The organism is Maribacter sp., from assembly GCF_039968975.1.
Classification (GTDB): Bacteria; Bacteroidota; Bacteroidia; order Flavobacteriales; family Flavobacteriaceae; genus Maribacter.
On sequence record NZ_JBDVOT010000108.1, the window covers coordinates 15,662 to 35,115 of the forward strand.

At 34.2% G+C, this 19,454-nt stretch carries 20 protein-coding genes and 1 pseudogene; 3 read left to right on the plus strand and 18 right to left on the minus strand.

Features of this window, described 5'->3' with window-relative positions; genetic code table 11:
* Nucleotides 1-4 precede the first annotated feature (4 nt).
* From ABJI11_RS07450 to ABJI11_RS07475, 6 genes are read right to left on the minus strand one after another with little or no spacing between them, the layout of a single operon-like run.
* A complete protein-coding gene (locus tag ABJI11_RS07450; RefSeq protein ID WP_348350853.1) occupies nucleotides 5-1,378 on the minus strand; it encodes a nucleotide pyrophosphatase/phosphodiesterase family protein in 1,374 nt (457 codons plus the stop codon).
* A 1-nt stretch (nucleotide 1,379) separates the two neighbouring features.
* Nucleotides 1,380-2,573 (minus strand): metabolite traffic protein EboE, encoded by a 1,194-nt coding sequence (gene eboE / locus ABJI11_RS07455; RefSeq protein ID WP_348350855.1) that lies wholly within the window; start codon nucleotides 2,571-2,573, stop codon nucleotides 1,380-1,382.
* Between the two features lie 5 nt (nucleotides 2,574-2,578).
* A complete protein-coding gene (locus tag ABJI11_RS07460) occupies nucleotides 2,579-3,739 on the minus strand; it encodes a 3-dehydroquinate synthase (RefSeq protein WP_348350857.1) in 1,161 nt (386 codons plus the stop codon).
* Between the two features lie 7 nt (nucleotides 3,740-3,746).
* Entirely contained in the window at nucleotides 3,747-4,646 is a 900-nt protein-coding gene (eboC, locus tag ABJI11_RS07465) for a UbiA-like protein EboC (protein WP_348350859.1), read from the minus strand.
* 1 nt (nucleotide 4,647) lies between these two features.
* Nucleotides 4,648-5,556, minus strand: coding sequence for a TatD family hydrolase (locus ABJI11_RS07470; RefSeq protein WP_348350861.1), 909 nt, complete (start codon nucleotides 5,554-5,556; stop codon nucleotides 4,648-4,650).
* 1 nt (nucleotide 5,557) lies between these two features.
* Nucleotides 5,558-6,409 carry an EboA domain-containing protein gene (locus tag ABJI11_RS07475; protein ID WP_348350863.1) on the minus strand — a complete coding sequence of 284 codons (852 nt, stop codon included), beginning with the start codon at nucleotides 6,407-6,409 and terminating at the stop codon, nucleotides 5,558-5,560.
* A 121-nt stretch (nucleotides 6,410-6,530) separates the two neighbouring features.
* Between ABJI11_RS07475 and ABJI11_RS07480 the strand changes: the two genes are divergently transcribed.
* Nucleotides 6,531-7,112, plus strand: coding sequence for a tRNA-(ms[2]io[6]A)-hydroxylase (locus ABJI11_RS07480; RefSeq protein WP_348350865.1), 582 nt, complete (start codon nucleotides 6,531-6,533; stop codon nucleotides 7,110-7,112).
* A gap of 8 nt (nucleotides 7,113-7,120) precedes the next feature.
* On the opposite strand, the gene ABJI11_RS07485 is transcribed toward ABJI11_RS07480, so the two are convergent.
* The 12 genes from ABJI11_RS07485 to ABJI11_RS07540 all read right to left on the minus strand — a co-directional run bounded on the left by ABJI11_RS07485 (nucleotide 7,121) and on the right by ABJI11_RS07540 (nucleotide 17,354).
* Complete coding sequence (locus tag ABJI11_RS07485) at nucleotides 7,121-8,011, minus strand: exopolyphosphatase (RefSeq protein ID WP_348350867.1); 891 nt, start codon at nucleotides 8,009-8,011, stop codon at nucleotides 7,121-7,123.
* A gap of 12 nt (nucleotides 8,012-8,023) precedes the next feature.
* On the minus strand, nucleotides 8,024-10,090 hold the full coding sequence (gene ppk1 / locus ABJI11_RS07490) for a polyphosphate kinase 1 (RefSeq protein WP_348350869.1): 2,067 nt from the start codon (nucleotides 10,088-10,090) through the stop codon (nucleotides 8,024-8,026).
* Complete coding sequence (locus ABJI11_RS07495) at nucleotides 10,087-10,575, minus strand: histidine phosphatase family protein (RefSeq protein WP_348350871.1); 489 nt, start codon at nucleotides 10,573-10,575, stop codon at nucleotides 10,087-10,089. The genes ppk1 and ABJI11_RS07495 overlap by 4 nt, the downstream gene beginning before the upstream one ends.
* A 10-nt stretch (nucleotides 10,576-10,585) precedes the next feature.
* Entirely contained in the window at nucleotides 10,586-11,233 is a 648-nt protein-coding gene (pdxH, locus tag ABJI11_RS07500) for a pyridoxamine 5'-phosphate oxidase (protein WP_348350886.1), read from the minus strand.
* Between the two features lie 78 nt (nucleotides 11,234-11,311).
* Complete coding sequence (locus tag ABJI11_RS07505; protein WP_348350873.1) at nucleotides 11,312-12,217, minus strand: ribonuclease Z; 906 nt, start codon at nucleotides 12,215-12,217, stop codon at nucleotides 11,312-11,314.
* 42 nt (nucleotides 12,218-12,259) lie between these two features.
* Nucleotides 12,260-12,592, minus strand: a complete 333-nt coding sequence (locus tag ABJI11_RS07510) for a ribonuclease Z (protein ID WP_276494498.1) — start codon at nucleotides 12,590-12,592, stop codon at nucleotides 12,260-12,262.
* A 1-nt stretch (nucleotide 12,593) separates the two neighbouring features.
* The gene (locus tag ABJI11_RS07515; protein WP_058105770.1) at nucleotides 12,594-13,520 is read right to left on the minus strand and encodes an aspartate carbamoyltransferase catalytic subunit; all 927 of its coding nucleotides are present in this window, start codon (nucleotides 13,518-13,520) and stop codon (nucleotides 12,594-12,596) included.
* 4 nt (nucleotides 13,521-13,524) lie between these two features.
* Entirely contained in the window at nucleotides 13,525-14,064 is a 540-nt protein-coding gene (gene pyrR, locus ABJI11_RS07520) for a bifunctional pyr operon transcriptional regulator/uracil phosphoribosyltransferase PyrR (RefSeq protein WP_276494499.1), read from the minus strand.
* A 113-nt stretch (nucleotides 14,065-14,177) separates the two neighbouring features.
* On the minus strand, nucleotides 14,178-14,906 hold the full coding sequence (locus tag ABJI11_RS07525; RefSeq protein ID WP_276494500.1) for a LytTR family DNA-binding domain-containing protein: 729 nt from the start codon (nucleotides 14,904-14,906) through the stop codon (nucleotides 14,178-14,180).
* Nucleotides 14,907-14,909: 3 nt separating this feature from the next.
* Nucleotides 14,910-15,641, minus strand: coding sequence for a histidine kinase (locus ABJI11_RS07530; protein WP_348350876.1), 732 nt, complete (start codon nucleotides 15,639-15,641; stop codon nucleotides 14,910-14,912).
* A 304-nt stretch (nucleotides 15,642-15,945) separates the two neighbouring features.
* Nucleotides 15,946-16,287 carry a DUF4907 domain-containing protein gene (locus tag ABJI11_RS07535; RefSeq protein WP_348350878.1) on the minus strand — a complete coding sequence of 114 codons (342 nt, stop codon included), beginning with the start codon at nucleotides 16,285-16,287 and terminating at the stop codon, nucleotides 15,946-15,948.
* Nucleotides 16,288-16,361: 74 nt separating this feature from the next.
* Entirely contained in the window at nucleotides 16,362-17,354 is a 993-nt protein-coding gene (locus ABJI11_RS07540; protein WP_348350880.1) for a kelch repeat-containing protein, read from the minus strand.
* Between the two features lie 241 nt (nucleotides 17,355-17,595).
* Here ABJI11_RS07540 and ABJI11_RS07545 point away from each other — a divergent pair, with 241 nt between their 5' ends.
* Together ABJI11_RS07545 and ABJI11_RS07550 are read left to right on the plus strand one after the other, a co-directional pair.
* Nucleotides 17,596-18,936 carry a DUF4270 family protein gene (locus tag ABJI11_RS07545; RefSeq protein WP_348350882.1) on the plus strand — a complete coding sequence of 447 codons (1,341 nt, stop codon included), beginning with the start codon at nucleotides 17,596-17,598 and terminating at the stop codon, nucleotides 18,934-18,936.
* A pseudogene (locus ABJI11_RS07550) lies at nucleotides 18,926-19,454 on the plus strand (hypothetical protein); the annotation flags it as partial. The gene ABJI11_RS07545 and the pseudogene ABJI11_RS07550, both read left to right, overlap by 11 nt.

Consider the following 19,454-nt stretch of genomic DNA (forward strand, 5'->3'; position numbering starts at 1 on the left):
AAATTTAGTTTAATAAGTGATCTTCAATAAGATCACGCACTTGTATTGCACTAATTTTCTGATCGTTGTCACCAGTTACATGATTACTTATAAATATTGGAAAATCTTCTACATCTTCAGTTAATCTACCGTGTGAACCTTTAATCAAAGTTGCATCGATCGGTATTATATTCATGACCGTTCTAAAGCCCATTTTCTTTTTAAGTAGTTTACCAACTACTTTTGCCATCACCAATTTATCTTTTGGATCTGTCATCATTTCAACCGGATCGTAACCTGGTTTTTTGTGGATATCAACCATTCTTGCATAATCTGGTGCTTTCGCATCATCTAGCCAGAAATAATACGTAAACCAAGAATCCTTATCTGCAACAACCACAATATCACCACAACGCTCATGATTTATATGATGTTTTTTTAAATCTTCGCCATATAGTACTTTTTCTACCCCTTCTACACTCTTAATCAAGGAAGCAACCCTTTCAATATCTTGCTTATTCTTGCAATAAATATGTGCAATTTGATGATCCGCAACGGCAAAAGCATCACTTGCCCCTGCATCTAAAAGCTCTAACCCTCTTTCTTCACGTACAGCAATAAAACCCTCTTCACGTAATATGCGATTCAAATGAACTGGTCTGTTTACGTTTGTAATCCCATATTCAGAAAGTAGTATCACCCTAGTTTCTAATGCTTCATAATGTTCTACCAACTGTTTAACTACAACATCAATTTCCTTTAAATCTTTGGAAATGATTTTAAAATCAAGACCATATCGCTGCAAATTATAATCTAAGTGCGGCAAATAAATGAATGTAAGATCTGGATTATGTTTTTTATCAGTCAACAGTGCTGCATCAGCAATCCATTTCGATGAATTAATGGTGGTTTTTGGTCCCCAAAATTCAAATAAAGGAAATGTTCCTAAGGTATTCTGCATATCATCACGCAACTGTGCCGGGTGAGAATAGACATCTGGAATTTTCCTGCCATCTGCTAAATAATTTGGTCTTGGCGTTAGACTATAGTCAACATTACTATACATGTTGTACCACCAAAAATGATTAGCACAAGTGAAATTAGGATTCTTATCTTTTACATCATCCCATATTTTTGATTGTTCTACCAACTTGTTCGATTGCCGCCAGAATTTTACCTCGCACTCATCTTTAAAATACCAACCATTACCAACAATACCATGTTCAGATGGCCATTTACCAGTTACGTAGGTAGATTGCACAGCACAAGTAACACCTGGTAAAACTGGCTCTATGTATGAGGTTTGACCATTCTCTAAAAATGATTTAATAAACGGAGTATGCTCACCAATCAATCGCTTTGTTAACCCAACAACATTTATGACTACCGTTTTCTTCATATTACATGTGTGATTTAAACCACTCTATTTCACGAATTATAGATACTGATAAATCTTGTTTTAAATCTGCCGGAAGCACATCCCAAGTATAGGTTTCTATTTCTAGGTGTTCCGATATGGGATTTGATTTAATATAATTCATTGTTTTCAAAATATGATCTTGTGTTGAAAACAACTCGCCATATTTTTCCAAGAAAATAGGAACGTGATAATGTGCCCTTAATTCTTTATGATTTCTATCACCCTCTAGAACAAGCGGTAAATCGCTATAAGTTTTTACTTGATTATCTATTTTTTCAGTTACTTGATGTAAATAGGTAGGCTCGTTAAATTGTGAAAGCTCTTGCCAAATAAGTTCATCATCTTCTCCATTAAAAAGAATTTTCAATGCAGCGCTTACTTGAATTTTTCCCACCCTAATATCATTCGCCTTGAACTTGGCAAATGTATCGGTCGGCTCTTCATAAGCTAATGCAAAATGGCAAACATCATAACAAACGGTAATATATTTTTTAATTAAAGCTTCTGCCTCCTCCGGATTTAAATTCAGTTCTTTTTTAAAATAAGCAGTCCCTAAAGGCAATAAATACTCTGAATAAAATGCCAATACCTCATCGCAGTTTTCTAACAATCCGTCTGGTTCCGGCTCAATATCTAAATGCAGATAAGTTTCTGTAGCTTGTTCAATTTCAAATAAGTGCTTGGCAACTTCGAGCATATTTTCAGCTCCGACCTGAAAAGCATTTTTTGTTTCTCTTTCTGTTTTATGCCAGTATTTATAGGTTATAGGTGATGTTGATATTCCTCCGTTCATACCTTCAGGAATTAATTCCAACAATTGGCGGAACAATCTTTTGGTATACCTCAAACGCTCATTAGTTGTCCAATCCGGAGCATGTACCATATCTTTCACACGTTCATCATGAAAATTCCCATAAGGAAATCCGTTCATGGTGAATACATAGAGATTATTCTCGTCTAACCACCTTTTAAAATCTGACATGTTATCACCTAAATCAAGCTCCTCACTTGCTTTATTTGATAAGCGAAGCCCTAGCCCAAAAGGTTGTTCTTTTGAAACTTCCTGCTTAATAATCGGTACATGTTGTTTAATACTTTCAAAAGTACTTTTCCAGTCTTGACCAGGATGAATATTTGTACAATAGGTTAAATGAAAATTCTCTTTTAGCTGCATTGAACTTAATTTAATGCGAATTGATGATTCAACTTTGTAATTGCTTGTGACATTAGCTCCATATCAATAGTATGAACATCATGCTTTACACCTAAGTCTGAAATTAGGGTAATTGTCAACTGACCACCTAAATGCTCTCTAAACTCTTCTATACCGTTCAATAGAGCCGTTATTTGTTCTTGTCCCTGAACCGGAAGAGCCAAATCAAAACCAATGGCAATCATAACATCCAAAATGTGCTGTAAATCTTCTTCCGAAATTAATCCAATTAACTGCGCATAAGTAACATCTAATGCGATGCCTTTGGCAACAGCTTCTCCATGACGTAATTCGTAATTTGTCATGAATTCCATCTTGTGAGCAGCCCAATGTCCAAAATCCAAAGGTCTTGATGACCCTGATTCAAACGGATCACCGCCTTGTGCTATATGGTGCATATGCATTTCTGCACATTTATAAATTACGTATTGCATTGGCTCCATTTCTCTATTCTTCAATGCCACTGCATTTTCTGCAATATATTCAAAGAAAGTTTTATCCTTAATTAAAGCTACTTTAATAGCTTCAGATATACCGGAAATCCAATCACGTTGTTCTAGGGTTTCTAGAAAACTACTATCATTAATAATTGCAAATGGAGGCGCAAATGTGCCTAAGAAATTCTTCTTTTTAAAAGCGTTTACACTATTCTTTACTCCTACTGCAGAATCGTTCTGAGATAAAACTGTTGTTGGAATTCTAATCAACTTTACTCCTCTATGGGCAATTGCAGCGGCATAACCCACCATATCAATTACTGCTCCTCCACCTATAACCACTACAAATGAATGGCGACATATTTTGTTTTTATTGACTTCTTTCAATACAGAATCTATAGCTTTACCACTATTTTTTACTTGCTCACCACCTGGCAACACTAATGTATTGGTATACTTTATGATTTGTTTATGCTGTTCACAATATGCTTCAATTTGATTTACCAATGCGGAATGATGACTTTTAACTCCGTCGTCCAACACAAAAAGAAGTTTAACCGGATCAAAATCTTTATAGTCTGCAATTAGATTTGCAAACAAAGGATTCTTCAAAGCAAATAGCCCTGAGGTAAAGTACAACTGATAATCATACTGAACTTGAAAAGATTGTTTTATAGGTTGTAATTGCATATGTATTTTATGTTACTGCAAATAGTTTAGACAATAGTATTGATATTGGTAGTAGTAATAACACAGCTACAGCCAAGTACCAGTCAGTAAAACCGGCTACCCAACAAGCGTTCATTACCACTAAAGACAATACACCGCCCATTACAGCTTTCTTAATATTTTTGGGAGAATTTTCTTTATAGGCTTTTAATAGAGGTCTATAAATCAAATAACCAAACAATATTAAGAAGGGAGCCATTATTAGAACATTGTCTTTCTGTTGCAATACAATTAACGTAATAGATAGTATAACTATTGCATACAAAATACCGGCCCAAATAATGTGTTTTTTGTTATCGCCATGTACTTCACCTCTACTAATTAAAGTGATAGCGAAGATATAAACTACAGGTACTAGAGAAATGTACCAATTAGAAACCGTTCCTAAAATTGACATACCCATTAAAAGATTTAGCCCACGACAGATACCCATATTCAATGGACCGCCAAAACCAAATTGCTTAAAATACCCATCATAGGTTAAAATTGTAATGGTCAAGGCAACTGAAATGAGTCCGGACAACATTGCACATTTGAATGCCAGGGTAATACCGATCAACATTAAAATAGTGCCAAAATAAACAGCTTCACGTTTTGGCACCAGTCCGCTAGGTATAGCTCTTTCAGGTCTTTCCAAAGCATCTAATTCCGCATCAAAAACATCGTTAAAAACAACCCCTCCTGCATATAGAGCAACCGATGAAAAAACCAATAAAAGCACATCACCGCTTTGCTCTACTAGAAAATTAACTACTTCTATTTTTCGTAGATATAATGCAATTGCAATACCCGCCAATATATCTGCTGCTGCAGTTGGCAAATTTGCAGGTCTTGCCAAACGAGCAAAACCCATTAACTTATCTTTCATTTTAGGTAATTTGGTCTTCGTCTATTCTTGGCTTCTGACCTCTTAAAACACTATTGTCGTTAAATAGTTGCGATTGATTAATACTATCTGGCTGTAACCAATGTGCTTCTTTCATTTTACCGTTCTTACTAAAAGCATCTAACGCATTTTGATAACAGGTTTTTCTAACGTCTTCCATAGAAATACCTCTTTTCAACATTAAAGAAGCTGTTTTTGGCACTGCCAATGGGTCACTGACACCCCAATCTGCAGAGCTATCTACAATGATATTAGAACTTCCGAATTTTCTAACTACCTCAACCATACGCTCATTACCCATTTTTGTTTTTGGGTAAATAGTAAACGCAGCAATAAAACCACGATCAAGAACTTCTTTTACCGTTTCTTCATTATTATGGTCAATAATAACATTAGCCGGGTCTAAACCATGTTCCAAACACACTTCCATACTCTTTATGGTTCCTGCTTTTTTATCACGGTGTGGCGTATGTACCTGTACGGTCATATCTAATTCCTTCGCCATATCCAATTGCATTCTAAAGAACTTGTCCTCTGCAGGTGTTTGGTCGTCATAGCCTATTTCACCAATAGCTACCACATTCTCTTTATGCAAGTATAAGGGCAACAATTCAATAACTTGTTCCGCCAAAGCTTCATTGTTGGCTTCTTTAGAATTTAAACCAATAGTACAATAATGCTTAATTCCGAATTGGCTAGCTCTAAAAGGCTCCCACCCTACTAGACTACTAAAGTAATCTTGAAAAGAACCTACTTGAGTTCTAGGCTGACCAAGCCAAAACGAAGGTTCAATTACTGCCACAACTCCTGCAGCCGCCATTGCCTCATAATCATCTGTTGTTCTTGACGTCATGTGGACATGTGGGTCAATAATCATCATTTTATCTTCCATTCTATTGTTGTTTAATCGTATTCCAAGTTATTTCACCATCCGCTATTTTGTGTTTTAGCTCTGGTTTACTATTTAAAATTGCCATAGCCCTATCATTATTTGAGTAATAACAACAAAGGGCTCCGGCATTATTTTCTACTTTATCCTCACTGTTTACAAGCACTTTCATATCATTCAAAAGCACTTCATTTAAAAACTTTGAAACTGGTCTCCAAAACAATGGGTCTATTGTTCTTCCGGCAGCCCACCTTTCATGTGCATAATCAGATATTATTCTAGCTAAATCTGCATTTGCCCTTTCGTCAATAGATTTTATTAGCGAAAGGTCTCGCTCCATAAATGCCGCTTTTAAAAACATTTGATTCCATTGTTGGTCATTAAAATACTTTGCAGGATATGGGTTATTCAACGTTATTGCATCGAAAATTGTTGCAATATTTGTTCTTAAAGCTTCTACTGCTGTTTGCTTATATGCTTCAGAGTTGGGTAAAAACATTAAATATTTTAAAAAAGTTTCTAATTCACCAGTATCCGCGACCTGAATAATATTAGCCACTTTAGGGGTATAAAACTCCGAATCTTGAACAAGCACTTCTGACAATAAATAAATGCGCGCTACCTGTAAAATATTTGCTTTATTCTTACTAAAATAATGAGCGCTTTCTGAATTTAGTTTTTCAAATAAAATTGGCTCTACACCATCAAACTTCACATTTAAAAGGCTGTAAGTCATAAATAAATCTTTGGAAGATTTATTGCTCGCCAATTTTTCTATTTTACCTCTTAACCAAGCAATACTTTCCGTATTTCCATATTTGATTAATAAGTTCTGAATATCTTCTTGATTATGCATTATGAAATATATGATTGATGTTACTTCAAAAATAATTATTATTACGCAGTAAGACGTCTAGGTTTTTGATTAAAATTGGTATGGTCTTTAAAATCTTTCTAATTTTGAAAAAAAGTAAACTATGCTAGGTCTAAAACTACCTACCGATCCAAGATGGGTAAATATTGTAGAGAAAAATATTGATGAGATTCTTACTGATCATGCATACTGCGAGCAGAAAGCTGCTAGTACGGCTATATCACTAATAGTATCTTTTCCTGAGTATACAGAGCTTGTAACTGAAATGGTTGCTTTATCTAGAGAAGAAATGGGTCATTTTAAAATGGTACATGACCTTATTTTAAATCGCGGCAATGCTTTAGGCAGAGACCGTAAAGATGACTATGTTATTGAACTAATCAAATTTTTTCCCAAGGGAGGTAGCAGAACTACGCAATTGGTTCATAGATTACTTTATGCAGCACTTATTGAAGCTCGTAGCTGCGAGCGTTTTAGACTGCTCTCTGAAGAATTGGAAGATAAAGAACTAGCCGATTTCTATCACAAGTTAATGATTAGTGAAGCTGGTCATTATACCATGTTCTTAAAGTTTGCCCGTAAATATGGTGAATTAGAAGAGGTAAATAAGAAATGGGACAGCCTTCTAGAATATGAAGCCCAAATCATGAAAGATTTAGGTACTAAGGAATCTATTCACGGTTAAAACTTAACTTACTTATTCTCAGAATTATATAAATCCTTAATTATACCATCTGATAGACCGATTTTGGGCACGTGAATTTTCTTGGCGCCACTCCATTTGGCTGCTGAAAGAAATATTTTAGTAGCAGGTATAATAACATCTGCTCTATCCGGATTTAATCCTAATTCTGATATTCTATCATCATAACTTAAGCTGTCCAAAAAATGATATTGAGCATTCAACCAAATATAGGATAAAGGCTCTCCTTCTTTTCTACCTGACAACTTATGTAACTTGTTTATGTTACCACCAGAACCTATAATTGATAATTTAGGTTTGTCTTTTAAGTTCACCTTTATCCATTCTTCTAATTTTTTCCATGTTTCTGGCTTAACCATATCATTCAAAAGCCTAACCGTACCTAACTTGAATGATTTTGAAACTTGAATCTTGCCCTTAGAAAATACGGTGAATTCAGTACTACCTCCACCAACATCAATGTACAAGTATGATTGATCATTAGTAATTAAGCTCTTTAAGTCGGTAGAAGCTATTATTGCAGCTTCTTGCTTACCATCAATAAGGTCTATTTGAATTCCCGATTCTTGAGAGATCTTTTTTATAATCTCATTTCCATTATTTGCCTCTCGCATTGCAGAGGTAGCGCAGGCTCTATACTTCTCAACTCCCGCTACATCCATTAAAAGCTTAAAGGCTTTCATTGTCTTTATCAACCTTGCTTCATTTACTTCAGATATTTCACCTACGGTAAATGAATCTTCTCCTAATCTTACAGGCACCCTCACCAAAGCGCTTTTTCTGAATTGGGTCTTTTTACCCTTATCTTCAATAACGTTGTGCGTAAGCAACCTTATAGCATTAGAACCTATATCAATTGCTGCAAATTTTCTTACCTTCAAAAGAGCTCTTTTTTAAGATTCTTGTTTGTTCGCATAATACTCATATGTAGCAAATTGAGACCTAATTCTAGGTAACGTAGTCTTTCTATAGGCATTATCTTGTGCGGCATTGAATACACGAGCTTTCATATTATCTTTCCAACAGATGTCGAAAGTATCCATTAATTCTTTTTTAATGTCCTCATCATAAATTGGACAACCTACTTCAACTCTATAATCAAGGTTTCTAGTCATCCAATCTGCAGATGAAATATAAATTTTAGTATCACCACCATTAGCGAAAGCAAAGATTCTGGTATGCTCCAAAAATTTATCTATTACACTTATAGCTTCTATGTTTTCGCTCATACCCTCAACACCTGGTATTAAGCAACATATACCCCTTATGATCAACTGGATCTTTACCCCTGCTCTACTTGCTTCATACAGTTTATCTACCATTTTGTATGATGTAAAACTGTTCATTTTAATTTTGATGAAAGCTTCTTTACCTTCCTTGGCATTTGCTATTTCATTATCAATCAATTTCATAAACGCATTCTTTGTATAATGCGGAGAAACGATAAGGTGTTTGTATTTATTGATCTTATAAGTAGTCTCAAAGAAATCAAAGACTTTATTAAGCTCTTTTAGTATAGAATCATCTGCTGTAAAAAGTGTAAAATCAGTATAAATTCTTGCCGTAGACTCATTGAAATTACCAGTACTTACAAATCCGTAGCGTTTAATAGACCCAGCCTCTTCACGCTCAATCAAGCATATTTTACTATGTACTTTTAATCCTGGTACCCCAAAAATAAGTTTTACTCCTTCTGCTTGTAGCTGCTCTGCATACTCAATATTGGCCTGCTCATCAAAACGAGCTTGAAGCTCAATTTGTACCGTAACTTGTTTTCCGTTTTTAACGGCATTGATTAAAGATGCCGCAATTTGAGAATTACTTGCCAGTCTATACACCGTAATCTTTATTGTACGAACCTTAGGGTCTAAAGCCGCTTCACGCAAAAACTTTAAAACATATGTAAAGGTGTGATAAGGCGTATACTGCAAATAGTCTTTTTTGGCAATACTTTCTAAAATACTACCCTCTATGCTAAGACCTTTTACGGGTAACGGTGTTATTTTGTCATACAGTAAATCTTTTCTACCTAAACTAGGAAAGCCCATATAATCTCTGCGGTTATGATACCTGCCACCAGGTATAACGCTGTCCGTATCTTCAATGTTCATCTTCTCTTTTAGAAAAGTCAACGTATCTCTACCAATACTTTTGTCATATACAAAACGTACCGGATCACCTATTTTTCTATGCTCTACACTTGAAGATATTTTCTCAATAAAACTCTTACTTAAATCATTATCAATATCTAATTCTGCATCTCTAGTAATCTTTATCATGTGAGCCGAAATAGATTCGTACTCAAACATGGTAAAAATGTTGTCCAAGCAATATCTAATTAAATCATCAAGTATAATGATATAACTTTTACCGGCTTCATCTGGCAGTACAACAAAACGATCTATTCCTTTTGGAATCTCAATTAATGCATAACGTTTTTCCTTTTTACTCTCCTCACTCTTAATTACCATTTTAACAGCCAAATAAGCTGCCGTATCCTTTAAGGTAGGAAAGCGAGTAAGATCATTTAAAATAATCGTCATTAACTGCGGACTTACCTCTTTCAAAAAATAAGCTTTTACGAATTCTTTTTGTTTCTCGTTTAATTCAGTTTCCTTGATGATAAAAATATTCTCGCCCTCAAGCTCATGCTCAATTCTTCTAAGAATTGTCAAACTCTTGGTTTGCTGCTCAATTACAATATTTGTAATCTCTTCTAAAAGGTCTTTTGCTTTTTCACCACCCAATACACTTTTACCAGTTTTACCGGCTTCAACTATACGCTTTACCGTTGCATAACGAACTTTAAAAAATTCATCTAAGTTGTTTGAGAAAATACCTAAAAAACGAAGTCTTTCTATTAATGGAACATTCTTATCTGCGCTTTCTTGTAATACACGCTCGTTGAACCATAACCAACTTATTTCTCTATTTACGTACTGGTTGTTATTTTTTATCATGCTTTTAGTTGCTTCGGAAAAATGGTTTGTATTGTTGAGCCTTTTATAACATTAGCCCATGTATTTTCTTGGAATTGTAAATGAACAAATCCGCTAGTAGGCACATTATCAATACGCCTATCGCCCATAGAATTAGCCAAATGGGTGAAAGTATGGTTGTGTCCAAATAGAAAAACATTATTTAAATTGTCATCTAATTGCTGAATAAACTGGAACACTTGATTTCCTGAAAAATCATATAAATCTGCAGTTACATTACAATTCTCTAAAGGATAATACAACGTTCGCAAACAAATCATACAGGTATGAAACGCCCTGTTTGCAGGACTGGTATAAACTTGATCTATTTTTAAATTCAGTTTTGCAATTTCATCGGCTACCAAACGGGCATCAGAAATTCCTCGCTGTAATAACGCCCTATCTTGATCACTAACATTTAGCTCCCAAGAAGACTTGCCATGACGCATTAAAAATAGATTCTTCATTTTATTTTAATTAAGGGGCTAATCTCTCCATTTTCCAATCATACTCTTCCGTTAGGCTGTATCTAATACGATCATGCAATCTATTGGGTCTACCTTGCCAAAACTCCATAGAAACCGGTCTTACCAAATACCCGCCCCAATGACTTGGTCTTTCAATTTCCTTACCTTCATATTCTTTCTCCAATCTACTAAGCTTATCTTCTAAAACATCTCTAGAATCTATTACCGTACTTTGATCGGAAACCAATGCACCTAGTTTACTGCCATCTGGTCTTGAATCAAAATAACCATCAGATAGATTTTCCGGAAGTTTTTCTGCAATGCCTTTTATGATTACCTGACGTTCTAAATTTGGCCAGAAAAACGAAATACAAATATTAGGGTTCTCACTAATGGCACGACCTTTTTCACTATTGTAATTCGTATAAAAAATAAAACCCTCGTGAGTGTATTTTTTTAAAAGTACAACCCTACTTTTAGGAAAACCATCTAAGCCTACCGTAGATACGGTCATGGCATTAGGTTCATCTACCCCATCAGATTTTTCAACCTCATAGAACCATGTTTGAAAAAGTTGGATTGGATTGTCAGATATACTGTCTTCCATCAACGCACTTTTCTCGTAAGATTTCCTATAATCCCCTAAATCTTTTTGCATCATTTTCGTGTTAAAAACAAGATAAACAAAGTTCTAAAAAGAAAGGAAAATAAACGCTATAAAATCAGATTAAAAGGTTTAAAAATCGAAAGTCTTGCCATCATCGGCAAGTAACACATTAGGGAAAATTGTTGAAGCTTCTTCCTTAAATAGTTCTATAGATTTGTAACGTGTAGAATAATGACCTAATACTAAGGTTTTTACGCTTGCCTCTTTTGCTACTTTAGCCGCCTGTATAGCTGTAGCATGCTTGGTTTTTGTCGCCAATTCTGCTTCTGACTCTAAAAATGTAGATTCATGGTATAAAACATCAACATTTTTGATTTTCGCAGCCAAGCTTTCATCATAAATAGTATCACTACAAAAAGCATATGATTTTGGTTTAGGCGGGTCAAAAGTCAATTTTGTATTCGCAACTACCTCACCATCATCTAAAGTTACATCCTTTCCATTTTTTATGTTTTGATAATATGCTTTATCAATACCATATTCCTCGGCAGCATGAATATTTAGTTTTCGTTTCCCTACTTTTTCTCTAAACAAATAACCATTTGTATAAATTCGATGATCTAACGGTATCGTAGATACGCTTATTTTACTATCCTCAAAGACAAGTTCTGATTCTTTACTTGATAGCTCATGAAACAATAAAGGGTAATTGGTCCAAGAATCTCCCAACTTTAAAAGTAGGGTAATTGCTTCTTTTATTCCTTTTGGTCCATAAACATGTAATTCTTTCTCCCTACCCAACAATCTCATGGTAGAAATAAAACCAGGTAATCCAAAAAAGTGATCTCCGTGTAAATGGGAAATAAAAATATGATTGATTCTTGAGAACTTTATCTTATGCCTTCTCAACTCTACTTGAGTACCCTCACCACAATCAATTAACACAATGTGATTATTGATTTCCAGCACTTGAGATGTTGGGTTCGTAAGTGTTCTTGGTGTTGCAGCATAACAACCCAATACAGTAAGATGCATAAAAAATTACTTAAGTATTCTTATTGGTGTTTTAGGTTTTCTCTAAATACCCAAATCACGTTCTATTTCTTCCATTTCAACAATATCTCTAGCTTCTTGAAGTGTAGGCACTAAATTAATTTCTTCTGGCACATCATCATAAGATACCTTGTTGGATACCAACACAAAGGATTGTTCATTCTCTTTGTGTTTTCTGGCTATTTCAAGAAAAGAAATAACATTGTAAGGCGTCAGCTCAGAGAAACTCAATAAATCTAACACCAAATTGTCATTCTTTAATTTATCATATTCCTTATCCAAATTTTCTAAAAAACGTTCAATAGAAATTTCTTCTTGAGAGACGATAATCAACGATTCTTCTTTAGTAAAAATCATATCATTTAATTTTAGATGCTAATAAATATATTACCGCCATACGTATGGCAACTCCGTTTTCAACCTGATTCAAAATAATAGATTGCTTTGAATCGGCAACATCACTTGTAATCTCAACTCCCCTATTAATTGGTCCGGGGTGCATGATAACAATTTCTTTATCCAAACTATCAAGTAATTTCTTGTTCACCCCAAATTGCTGGGTATATTCCCTTGTAGTTGGAAAATAGCTAATATCTAATCTTTCGTTCTGTATTCGCAACATATTAGCTACATCGCACCATTCTAAGGCTTTTCTTAAATTAGTTTCAACACCTACCCCTAAAGATTCTATATATTTAGGCAACAATGTTTTAGGACCACAAACTTTAACGTTCGCTCCTTGTAATTTTAACGCAAAAATATTTGAAAGTGCTACCCTAGAATGAAGAATATCACCAACTATCACCACATTTTTACCCGCAACGTCACCCAATTTTTCACGTATGGAATAAGAGTCTAACAACGCTTGTGTGGGGTGCTCATGTGCACCGTCACCAGCATTAACAATAGAAGCATTAACATGTTTTGACAAGAAAATACCCGCACCTGGGTTTGGATGCCGCATAACCACCATATCTACTTTCATAGATAAAATATTATTTACGGTATCTATTAAAGTTTCACCTTTCTTTACAGAAGATTGACTGGCTGAAAAATTAAGCACATCTGCAGACAATCTTTTTTCAGCAAGTTCAAAAGACAATTTTGTTCTGGTGCTATTCTCAAAAAAAATATTGGCAATAGTAATATCTCTAAGCGAAGGAACTTTTTTAATGGATCGGTTGATCACTTCCTTAAAATGATCGGCAGTTTCAAAAATAAGCTGAATATCGGTTTCCTTTAGGTATTTAATTCCCAGTAAGTGTTTAACACTCAGTTCGCTCATTTTCTTATCTATTTACTAAATATATAATATCTTCTCCGTCATTTTCTTCCCACATCACCTTTACCTTCTCATCATTTATAGCATCTACCTGACGACCTCTGTAATTAGGCTGTATTGGTAAATGTCTGCTAAACCTACGATCAATTAAACATAAAAGTTCTACGTCTTTTGGTCTACCAAAAGATTGTAAAGCGGTCAATGCTGCATTTATACTTCTACCCGTATACAGCACATCATCAATTAAGACTACGTTCTTATCTTCTATTAAGAAATCAATTTTAGTTTTTGTTGCCTCTAAAGTCTTTTCTCCCCTTCTAAAATCGTCGCGATAAAAAGTTATATCCAAAAAACCTAAATCAATCTGCTTAACCTTATATTCTTCTTTTAGAATCTTAGTTAGACGTTGCGCAAGAAACTTGCCCCTAGGTTGAATACCTATTAAAACTGTATTTTCAAAACTTAAGTGGTTCTCAAGTAGCTGACAAGCCAATCTATGCAGGATGATATTGATTTCTTTGGAAGAGAGTAAAACTTTTTGACTCATAATTGGCACCCGTGCTTTTAGCTAAACAAAAATAGATAATTCTATCTAAACTTTGACAGCTAATATTATGAAGTAAATTCTAAAAACTAATTTTAGTATGCTTAAATATAGTTCTACAAGCCTAAAATAGAAAAGAAAGCTTCTTTATGACTCTCACCAATAGGTATGCGCATATCGTTAATAACAATTCTATTGCGCTGAACGGTTTTAATATAATCTACATTAACAAGATATGATTTATGCACTCTAAGAAACTGATTAGAAGGTAATTTGTTCATAATCTCTTTAAAACTCATCAAAGTAAGAATGGTCTTATTGGTATTAGCTATATGAATTTTCAAATAGTCCTTTAGTCCTTGTACGTACTCAATTTGGTCTAAATCAATTTTTATACTCTCATATTCTGCCTTAACAAAAATGAACTTTTTTTCTACTGAATTATCGCCTGCGGATGAGAAAACATTTGCTTCCATAATTGGTTCTTGCTTTTTAGAAATTAAATCCTGTACTCTAGAAACGGATTTTATAAAACGATGATACGGTATTGGTTTAACCAAATAATCTACTGCATTCAACTCAAAACCATCAACTGCATACTGCGAATAAGCTGTCGTAAAAATGAATAAAGGTCTATTATCTAAAGTACCCATGAAATCTATGCCATTGATTTGTGGCATTTCTATGTCACAAAAAATCAAGTCAATTTTCTTTTCTTTGATTTCCGTTATAGCATCTAACGGATTTGTGTAGGTGTTTACCAATTCAATAAAATCTAACTTTTCACAGTAGCCAGAAAGTATTTCAATAGCTAGTGGCTCATCATCTATAATTATACATTTCATAGGCTAGATTGTTTTTTGGTAAATAGTTAACGACACTTCATAATCTTTACCGTCATTTTCAACTTTAAGGTTATGTAACCCCGGATAAATTAATTCTAATTGATTTCTGATATTTTCTAAGCCAATACCTGAATTTTTAGTAGGCTCTTTAAAGATTCCAATTTTGTTCTTTACATTTAAATAAACAGAAGCATCTGTTATAGTCAACGTGATTTTTACATAAGTTTTACCTTTATAGTCTGTACCATACTTAAATGCATTTTCTATAAATGAAATAAACAATAAAGGTGGCACTGCCCTACCCCTATCTTCTCCAGTTATTTTTAAAGACACATTCTCACTATCTGATAATCTTAAACGCTGTAACTGTATGTAACTTTTTATATAATCTATTTCCTTATTTAGGGGTACCAAATCTTTATCTGCCTCATAGATCATGTACCTCATTAATTCAGATAAATCCACTATAGCTTCTGAAGTATCTGGTGAATTTTTTACAGAAAGCGCGTAAATTGTATTCAGAGAATTGAATAAAAAATGTGGATTCAATTGTGCTTTCAAAAACTGCAACTCTGACTTTATACTCTCTTTTTCAACGGATAATCTTAAATTCTCATTACGTTTCCACTCCACATACATTCTTAAGATGGCACTGATAACATAAGGTATAGCAAGACTTACAAAAGACCTATAATATGGCATTAACATAAAACCTCTTGGCCGTACCCTGTCCATGAAAAAATTTTCAGGAAACCTGGGTTCATAAAAATGATTCAACAATAAAGCGGAAACTACTAAGAGACCCAACGATAAAATAAAATATGATAACACACTTTTTTTTAATAAAAATTCCGGGACTAGATAGAAATAGTTAAAATAAAAAAGAATGATAATAACAAGAAGCTTCGGAAATACATCTGAAGGAATTGGTCTTGCATCATTTAAAATAGGATAGAAAATAAATCCATATAATAATATCCATAAACTAATATGAACTACTATTTGAATCCTATTTTTAAAAATTGCTTGCATAAAGTAATTAGTGATTTACCACAGTAGAAATATTCAATTCTACCAAGTCTGATGGCAACAAAATTGGAGACTCTCCATCTTCTAATTTCGATAATACCAGACTAGCTGTTTTTAAGGCTTGTTCTTCTGTTACAAATTTCTGCTTACCAGATAATCCAGGAATATATTCCTGTAAAATAATTACTTTCTCTCCCCTCATAATTTGATAACCATAACCATCATTTAAATCTACAACCTCGCTATGAAATAGTTGGCTTGGATTTGTTGCAGATTGATTATAAATGGAATAGCCAAACACTAACGCCAAAAATAGCACAATAACTACCGAGTATTTTATAGTAGAACTCATAAATAAATGTTTAAAAATGGGCCAATCCACACAGATTGACCCAAAAAATTAACAATTGCACTCACTATGAAAAGTTAATCTTCCTCTTCGTACTCATCTTGAGGAAAGAATTCATCTAAATCATCTAGGTATAAAGTACCTGTTCTACCCATTCCTATAAATACACGACTACCATTAGAAAATGCTATCGCATCCTGTCTTGTAGCTCCTTCAAATGAAGTTTTTTGCTCCCACTCATCAGATACTGGATCATACTCCCAAACGGTATTGGTAGCACCACCTAACTCACCTGTTGCTATATAACCGTATCCATTTAAAGCAAAACCTACAGCATTACTTCTTTGTATAGCATAATCATCTTCTTCATCTAAATCTAATTTCTTCGTCCAGCTTTCTGATGTTGGGTCAAACACCCAGAAATCATCCAAGTAAACTCCGTTAGAAACACCCGTACCTAAATACACCAAACCATCAATAGTAAAAGTAGTTGCCGATCTTCTTTTGTTTCCTCCAAAGCCTACTAGTTCTGTCCAAGAATCATTGGATGGATTATACTTCCAAAAATCTTTTCTATCATTTTCACCATCATAACCAGTACCAACATAACCAAACCCATTAGCACCAAAACCAACCGCACTTCTTCTAGCAGTCGTTAAAGGCGCAATTTCCGTCCATGTATTTGATGCGGCATTATAGCTGTAAAAATCTGTTAATTCATCAACCCCATCATAACCAGAACCAATATAACCTGTACCGTCAATTTCAAACCCTACTGCAGCATTTCTGGCAGCACCAGGAAAATCTGCTTTCTGAGACCAGTAATCTCCTTCTATATCATATGCCCAAAATGAAGCTAAATAATCATCACCATCATACCCAACACCCATATAACCAACATTGTCAATTGTAAAGCCAGACACACTACTTCTTGGGCTACCATCAAATACAGATTTATCTACCCAGTTTCCTAAATCGTCACCGTCATCATCACTTGAACAACTTGTAATTACCATAGCCAATAGCGCCATACCAGTAATCTTGTACACATACGATTTTCTTTTATTCATTATTTTTTTGTTTTAAGGTTCTTTCAATTCAAGATCAAATCTACTAGAGACCCTAGTGTTGAAAAAAACACAATAGATTAAGGTCGATTTTTAACATACCAAACCCTAGTTTTTATCTACGAACACAAACTTTTGATTAATAGTTCAAATAACAGGGTTTATCCCTTAACATTCACGATTCGTCTATTCAGGTTTTTACAACCACGCTTGGTATTTAGCTTTGAGAAAAATTAATTTCTAAATGAAGGTGTTCTTAAACAAACTACGTGCGCTCTACATCATTATAGTAGGCGGTTTCCTCGCTTTTGCCGCTCATTCTTGCAGCGATGATATTTACAATGATTCTGAATTTGTTGCTGGCGAAACTTTTACCGACAGCAACATTCGACTTATATTAATAGACACTTTAACAGTCAGTACATCTACTATGAAGTTTGATAGTATTGTCACTTCAGAATCTACTAGAATATTATTAGGAAAATATACAGACAACGTATTCGGTACCGTTACAGCATCTAGTTATATGCAGTTTCTGCCAGAAACTTACACGATAGATTCAGAAGCAGTTTTTGATAGTATTGTTATGGTATTGGGTTATGATAACTATTATTATAATGATACGCTCCAGAAAAACACTATTCATATTAAAAAAATTAATGAAAGTATAAAACCAGAAAGTGATGATTATTTCTACAATACAAGCAGTATTGGTTATGATGAAGATGACTTAGGTTTTTTTGAATATAACCCTAGACCATTGGCAGGCGATTCTATAACCATAAAACTCGTAGACGATTTTGGTACTGACGTGTTTTCTAAACTTCAAGAAAAAGATATTGTAAACATTGATGAGTATCGAGATTACTTTAAAGGTATTGGTCTCTTGCCAGATGATGTTGATGATGGGTCTGTAATAGGTTTTTCTAAATCTTCTGAAAACACCTATATGCGTTTATATTTTAGTACAGATACCGAATATGAATCTGAACAAGATTATCTTGATATTCAAATAGATGCAACTACTACTCCAATTCCATTTTTTAATAGTATTACGGCAGACGACCCTATAACTCCTTTACAGAGTTTAACAGACAGCAAGACCAATCTTGAAAGCGCAGACTCTAATAATCAAAGCTATATACAAGCCGGTATAGGTATAGCTATGCGTGTACAATTCCCAAGCATTACCAGTCTCTATGACATACCTGGCAGTGGTACAATTTTAGATGGTACTTTAAAAATAAAACCTGTATCCCAATCATACAATGATCATCTAAAACTAAGAGACACTCTTGCTGTTTATGTGGTTGATCAAAATAATGATTTAATAGAAACCTTATCCTCTACCTCATACGCTATTCTTAATAGGGATAATCAAGAATTTAATGACATCTATTATGAAATACCCATATCCTATTATTTAGAAGAATTGCAATTAAAGGATAGAGATATCGATGATGCTTTGATATTGCTTCCTACAGATTATAATTCTACAGTTGATAGATTTATCCTTAACGGAAACGGTAATGGCGAAAATGAAACAGTTTTAGAATTAACATACGGAGTATACGATGAAGATTAACCAAATTATATTTATTACTATAACAGCATTATTTGCAATACAACAAACTTCAGCGCAATCTGAAGCTTTGACCAGTTCACCATACTCATTATATGGTTTGGGGGTAATTAACCAAACCAGTATTGGTAAATTCAATAGTTTAGGATACAGCGGTATTGGCATTAAATCTCCATATGAACTTAACAATCTTAACCCGGCCAATTACTCACTGATTCCTCAAAATTCATTTTTATACGATATTGGCGTAACAGGTGAGTTTAACAGCTACAGCAATACTTCTTCTGCTGAAGAAAAATCTAATGTGAATTTTTCAAATCTCGCATTCGGGTTTAGAATTATGGAAAATTTGGGTGCAGGTATTACCATGGTTCCTTATAGTGACGTTGGCTATTCATTACTTGGCGTAAGTAGCAATATTGAAGGATCTACCGATTCTTTTGAAAGTAATGTAACAGGACTAGGAGGGCTGAATGATATTAGACTAAATCTTGGTTATGCAATTATACCTAAATTGAGGT

Coding starts and splice junctions, on each gene's coding strand:
- ABJI11_RS07450 (WP_348350853.1), bottom strand. CDS start 1,378: ATGAAGAAAACGGTAGTCATAAATGTTGTTGGGTTAACAAAGCGATTG.
- eboE (WP_348350855.1), bottom strand. CDS start 2,573: ATGCAGCTAAAAGAGAATTTTCATTTAACCTATTGTACAAATATTCAT.
- ABJI11_RS07460 (WP_348350857.1), bottom strand. CDS start 3,739: ATGCAATTACAACCTATAAAACAATCTTTTCAAGTTCAGTATGATTAT.
- eboC (WP_348350859.1), bottom strand. CDS start 4,646: ATGAAAGATAAGTTAATGGGTTTTGCTCGTTTGGCAAGACCTGCAAAT.
- ABJI11_RS07470 (WP_348350861.1), bottom strand. CDS start 5,556: ATGGAAGATAAAATGATGATTATTGACCCACATGTCCACATGACGTCA.
- ABJI11_RS07475 (WP_348350863.1), bottom strand. CDS start 6,409: ATGCATAATCAAGAAGATATTCAGAACTTATTAATCAAATATGGAAAT.
- ABJI11_RS07480 (WP_348350865.1), top strand. CDS start 6,531: ATGCTAGGTCTAAAACTACCTACCGATCCAAGATGGGTAAATATTGTA.
- ppk1 (WP_348350869.1), bottom strand. CDS start 10,090: ATGATAAAAAATAACAACCAGTACGTAAATAGAGAAATAAGTTGGTTA.
- ABJI11_RS07495 (WP_348350871.1), bottom strand. CDS start 10,575: ATGAAGAATCTATTTTTAATGCGTCATGGCAAGTCTTCTTGGGAGCTA.
- pdxH (WP_348350886.1), bottom strand. CDS start 11,233: ATGCAAAAAGATTTAGGGGATTATAGGAAATCTTACGAGAAAAGTGCG.
- ABJI11_RS07505 (WP_348350873.1), bottom strand. CDS start 12,217: ATGCATCTTACTGTATTGGGTTGTTATGCTGCAACACCAAGAACACTT.
- ABJI11_RS07510 (WP_276494498.1), bottom strand. CDS start 12,592: ATGATTTTTACTAAAGAAGAATCGTTGATTATCGTCTCTCAAGAAGAA.
- ABJI11_RS07515 (WP_058105770.1), bottom strand. CDS start 13,520: ATGAGCGAACTGAGTGTTAAACACTTACTGGGAATTAAATACCTAAAG.
- pyrR (WP_276494499.1), bottom strand. CDS start 14,064: ATGAGTCAAAAAGTTTTACTCTCTTCCAAAGAAATCAATATCATCCTG.
- ABJI11_RS07525 (WP_276494500.1), bottom strand. CDS start 14,906: ATGAAATGTATAATTATAGATGATGAGCCACTAGCTATTGAAATACTT.
- ABJI11_RS07530 (WP_348350876.1), bottom strand. CDS start 15,641: ATGGACAGGGTACGGCCAAGAGGTTTTATGTTAATGCCATATTATAGG.
- ABJI11_RS07535 (WP_348350878.1), bottom strand. CDS start 16,287: ATGAGTTCTACTATAAAATACTCGGTAGTTATTGTGCTATTTTTGGCG.
- ABJI11_RS07540 (WP_348350880.1), bottom strand. CDS start 17,354: ATGAATAAAAGAAAATCGTATGTGTACAAGATTACTGGTATGGCGCTA.
- ABJI11_RS07545 (WP_348350882.1), top strand. CDS start 17,596: ATGAAGGTGTTCTTAAACAAACTACGTGCGCTCTACATCATTATAGTA.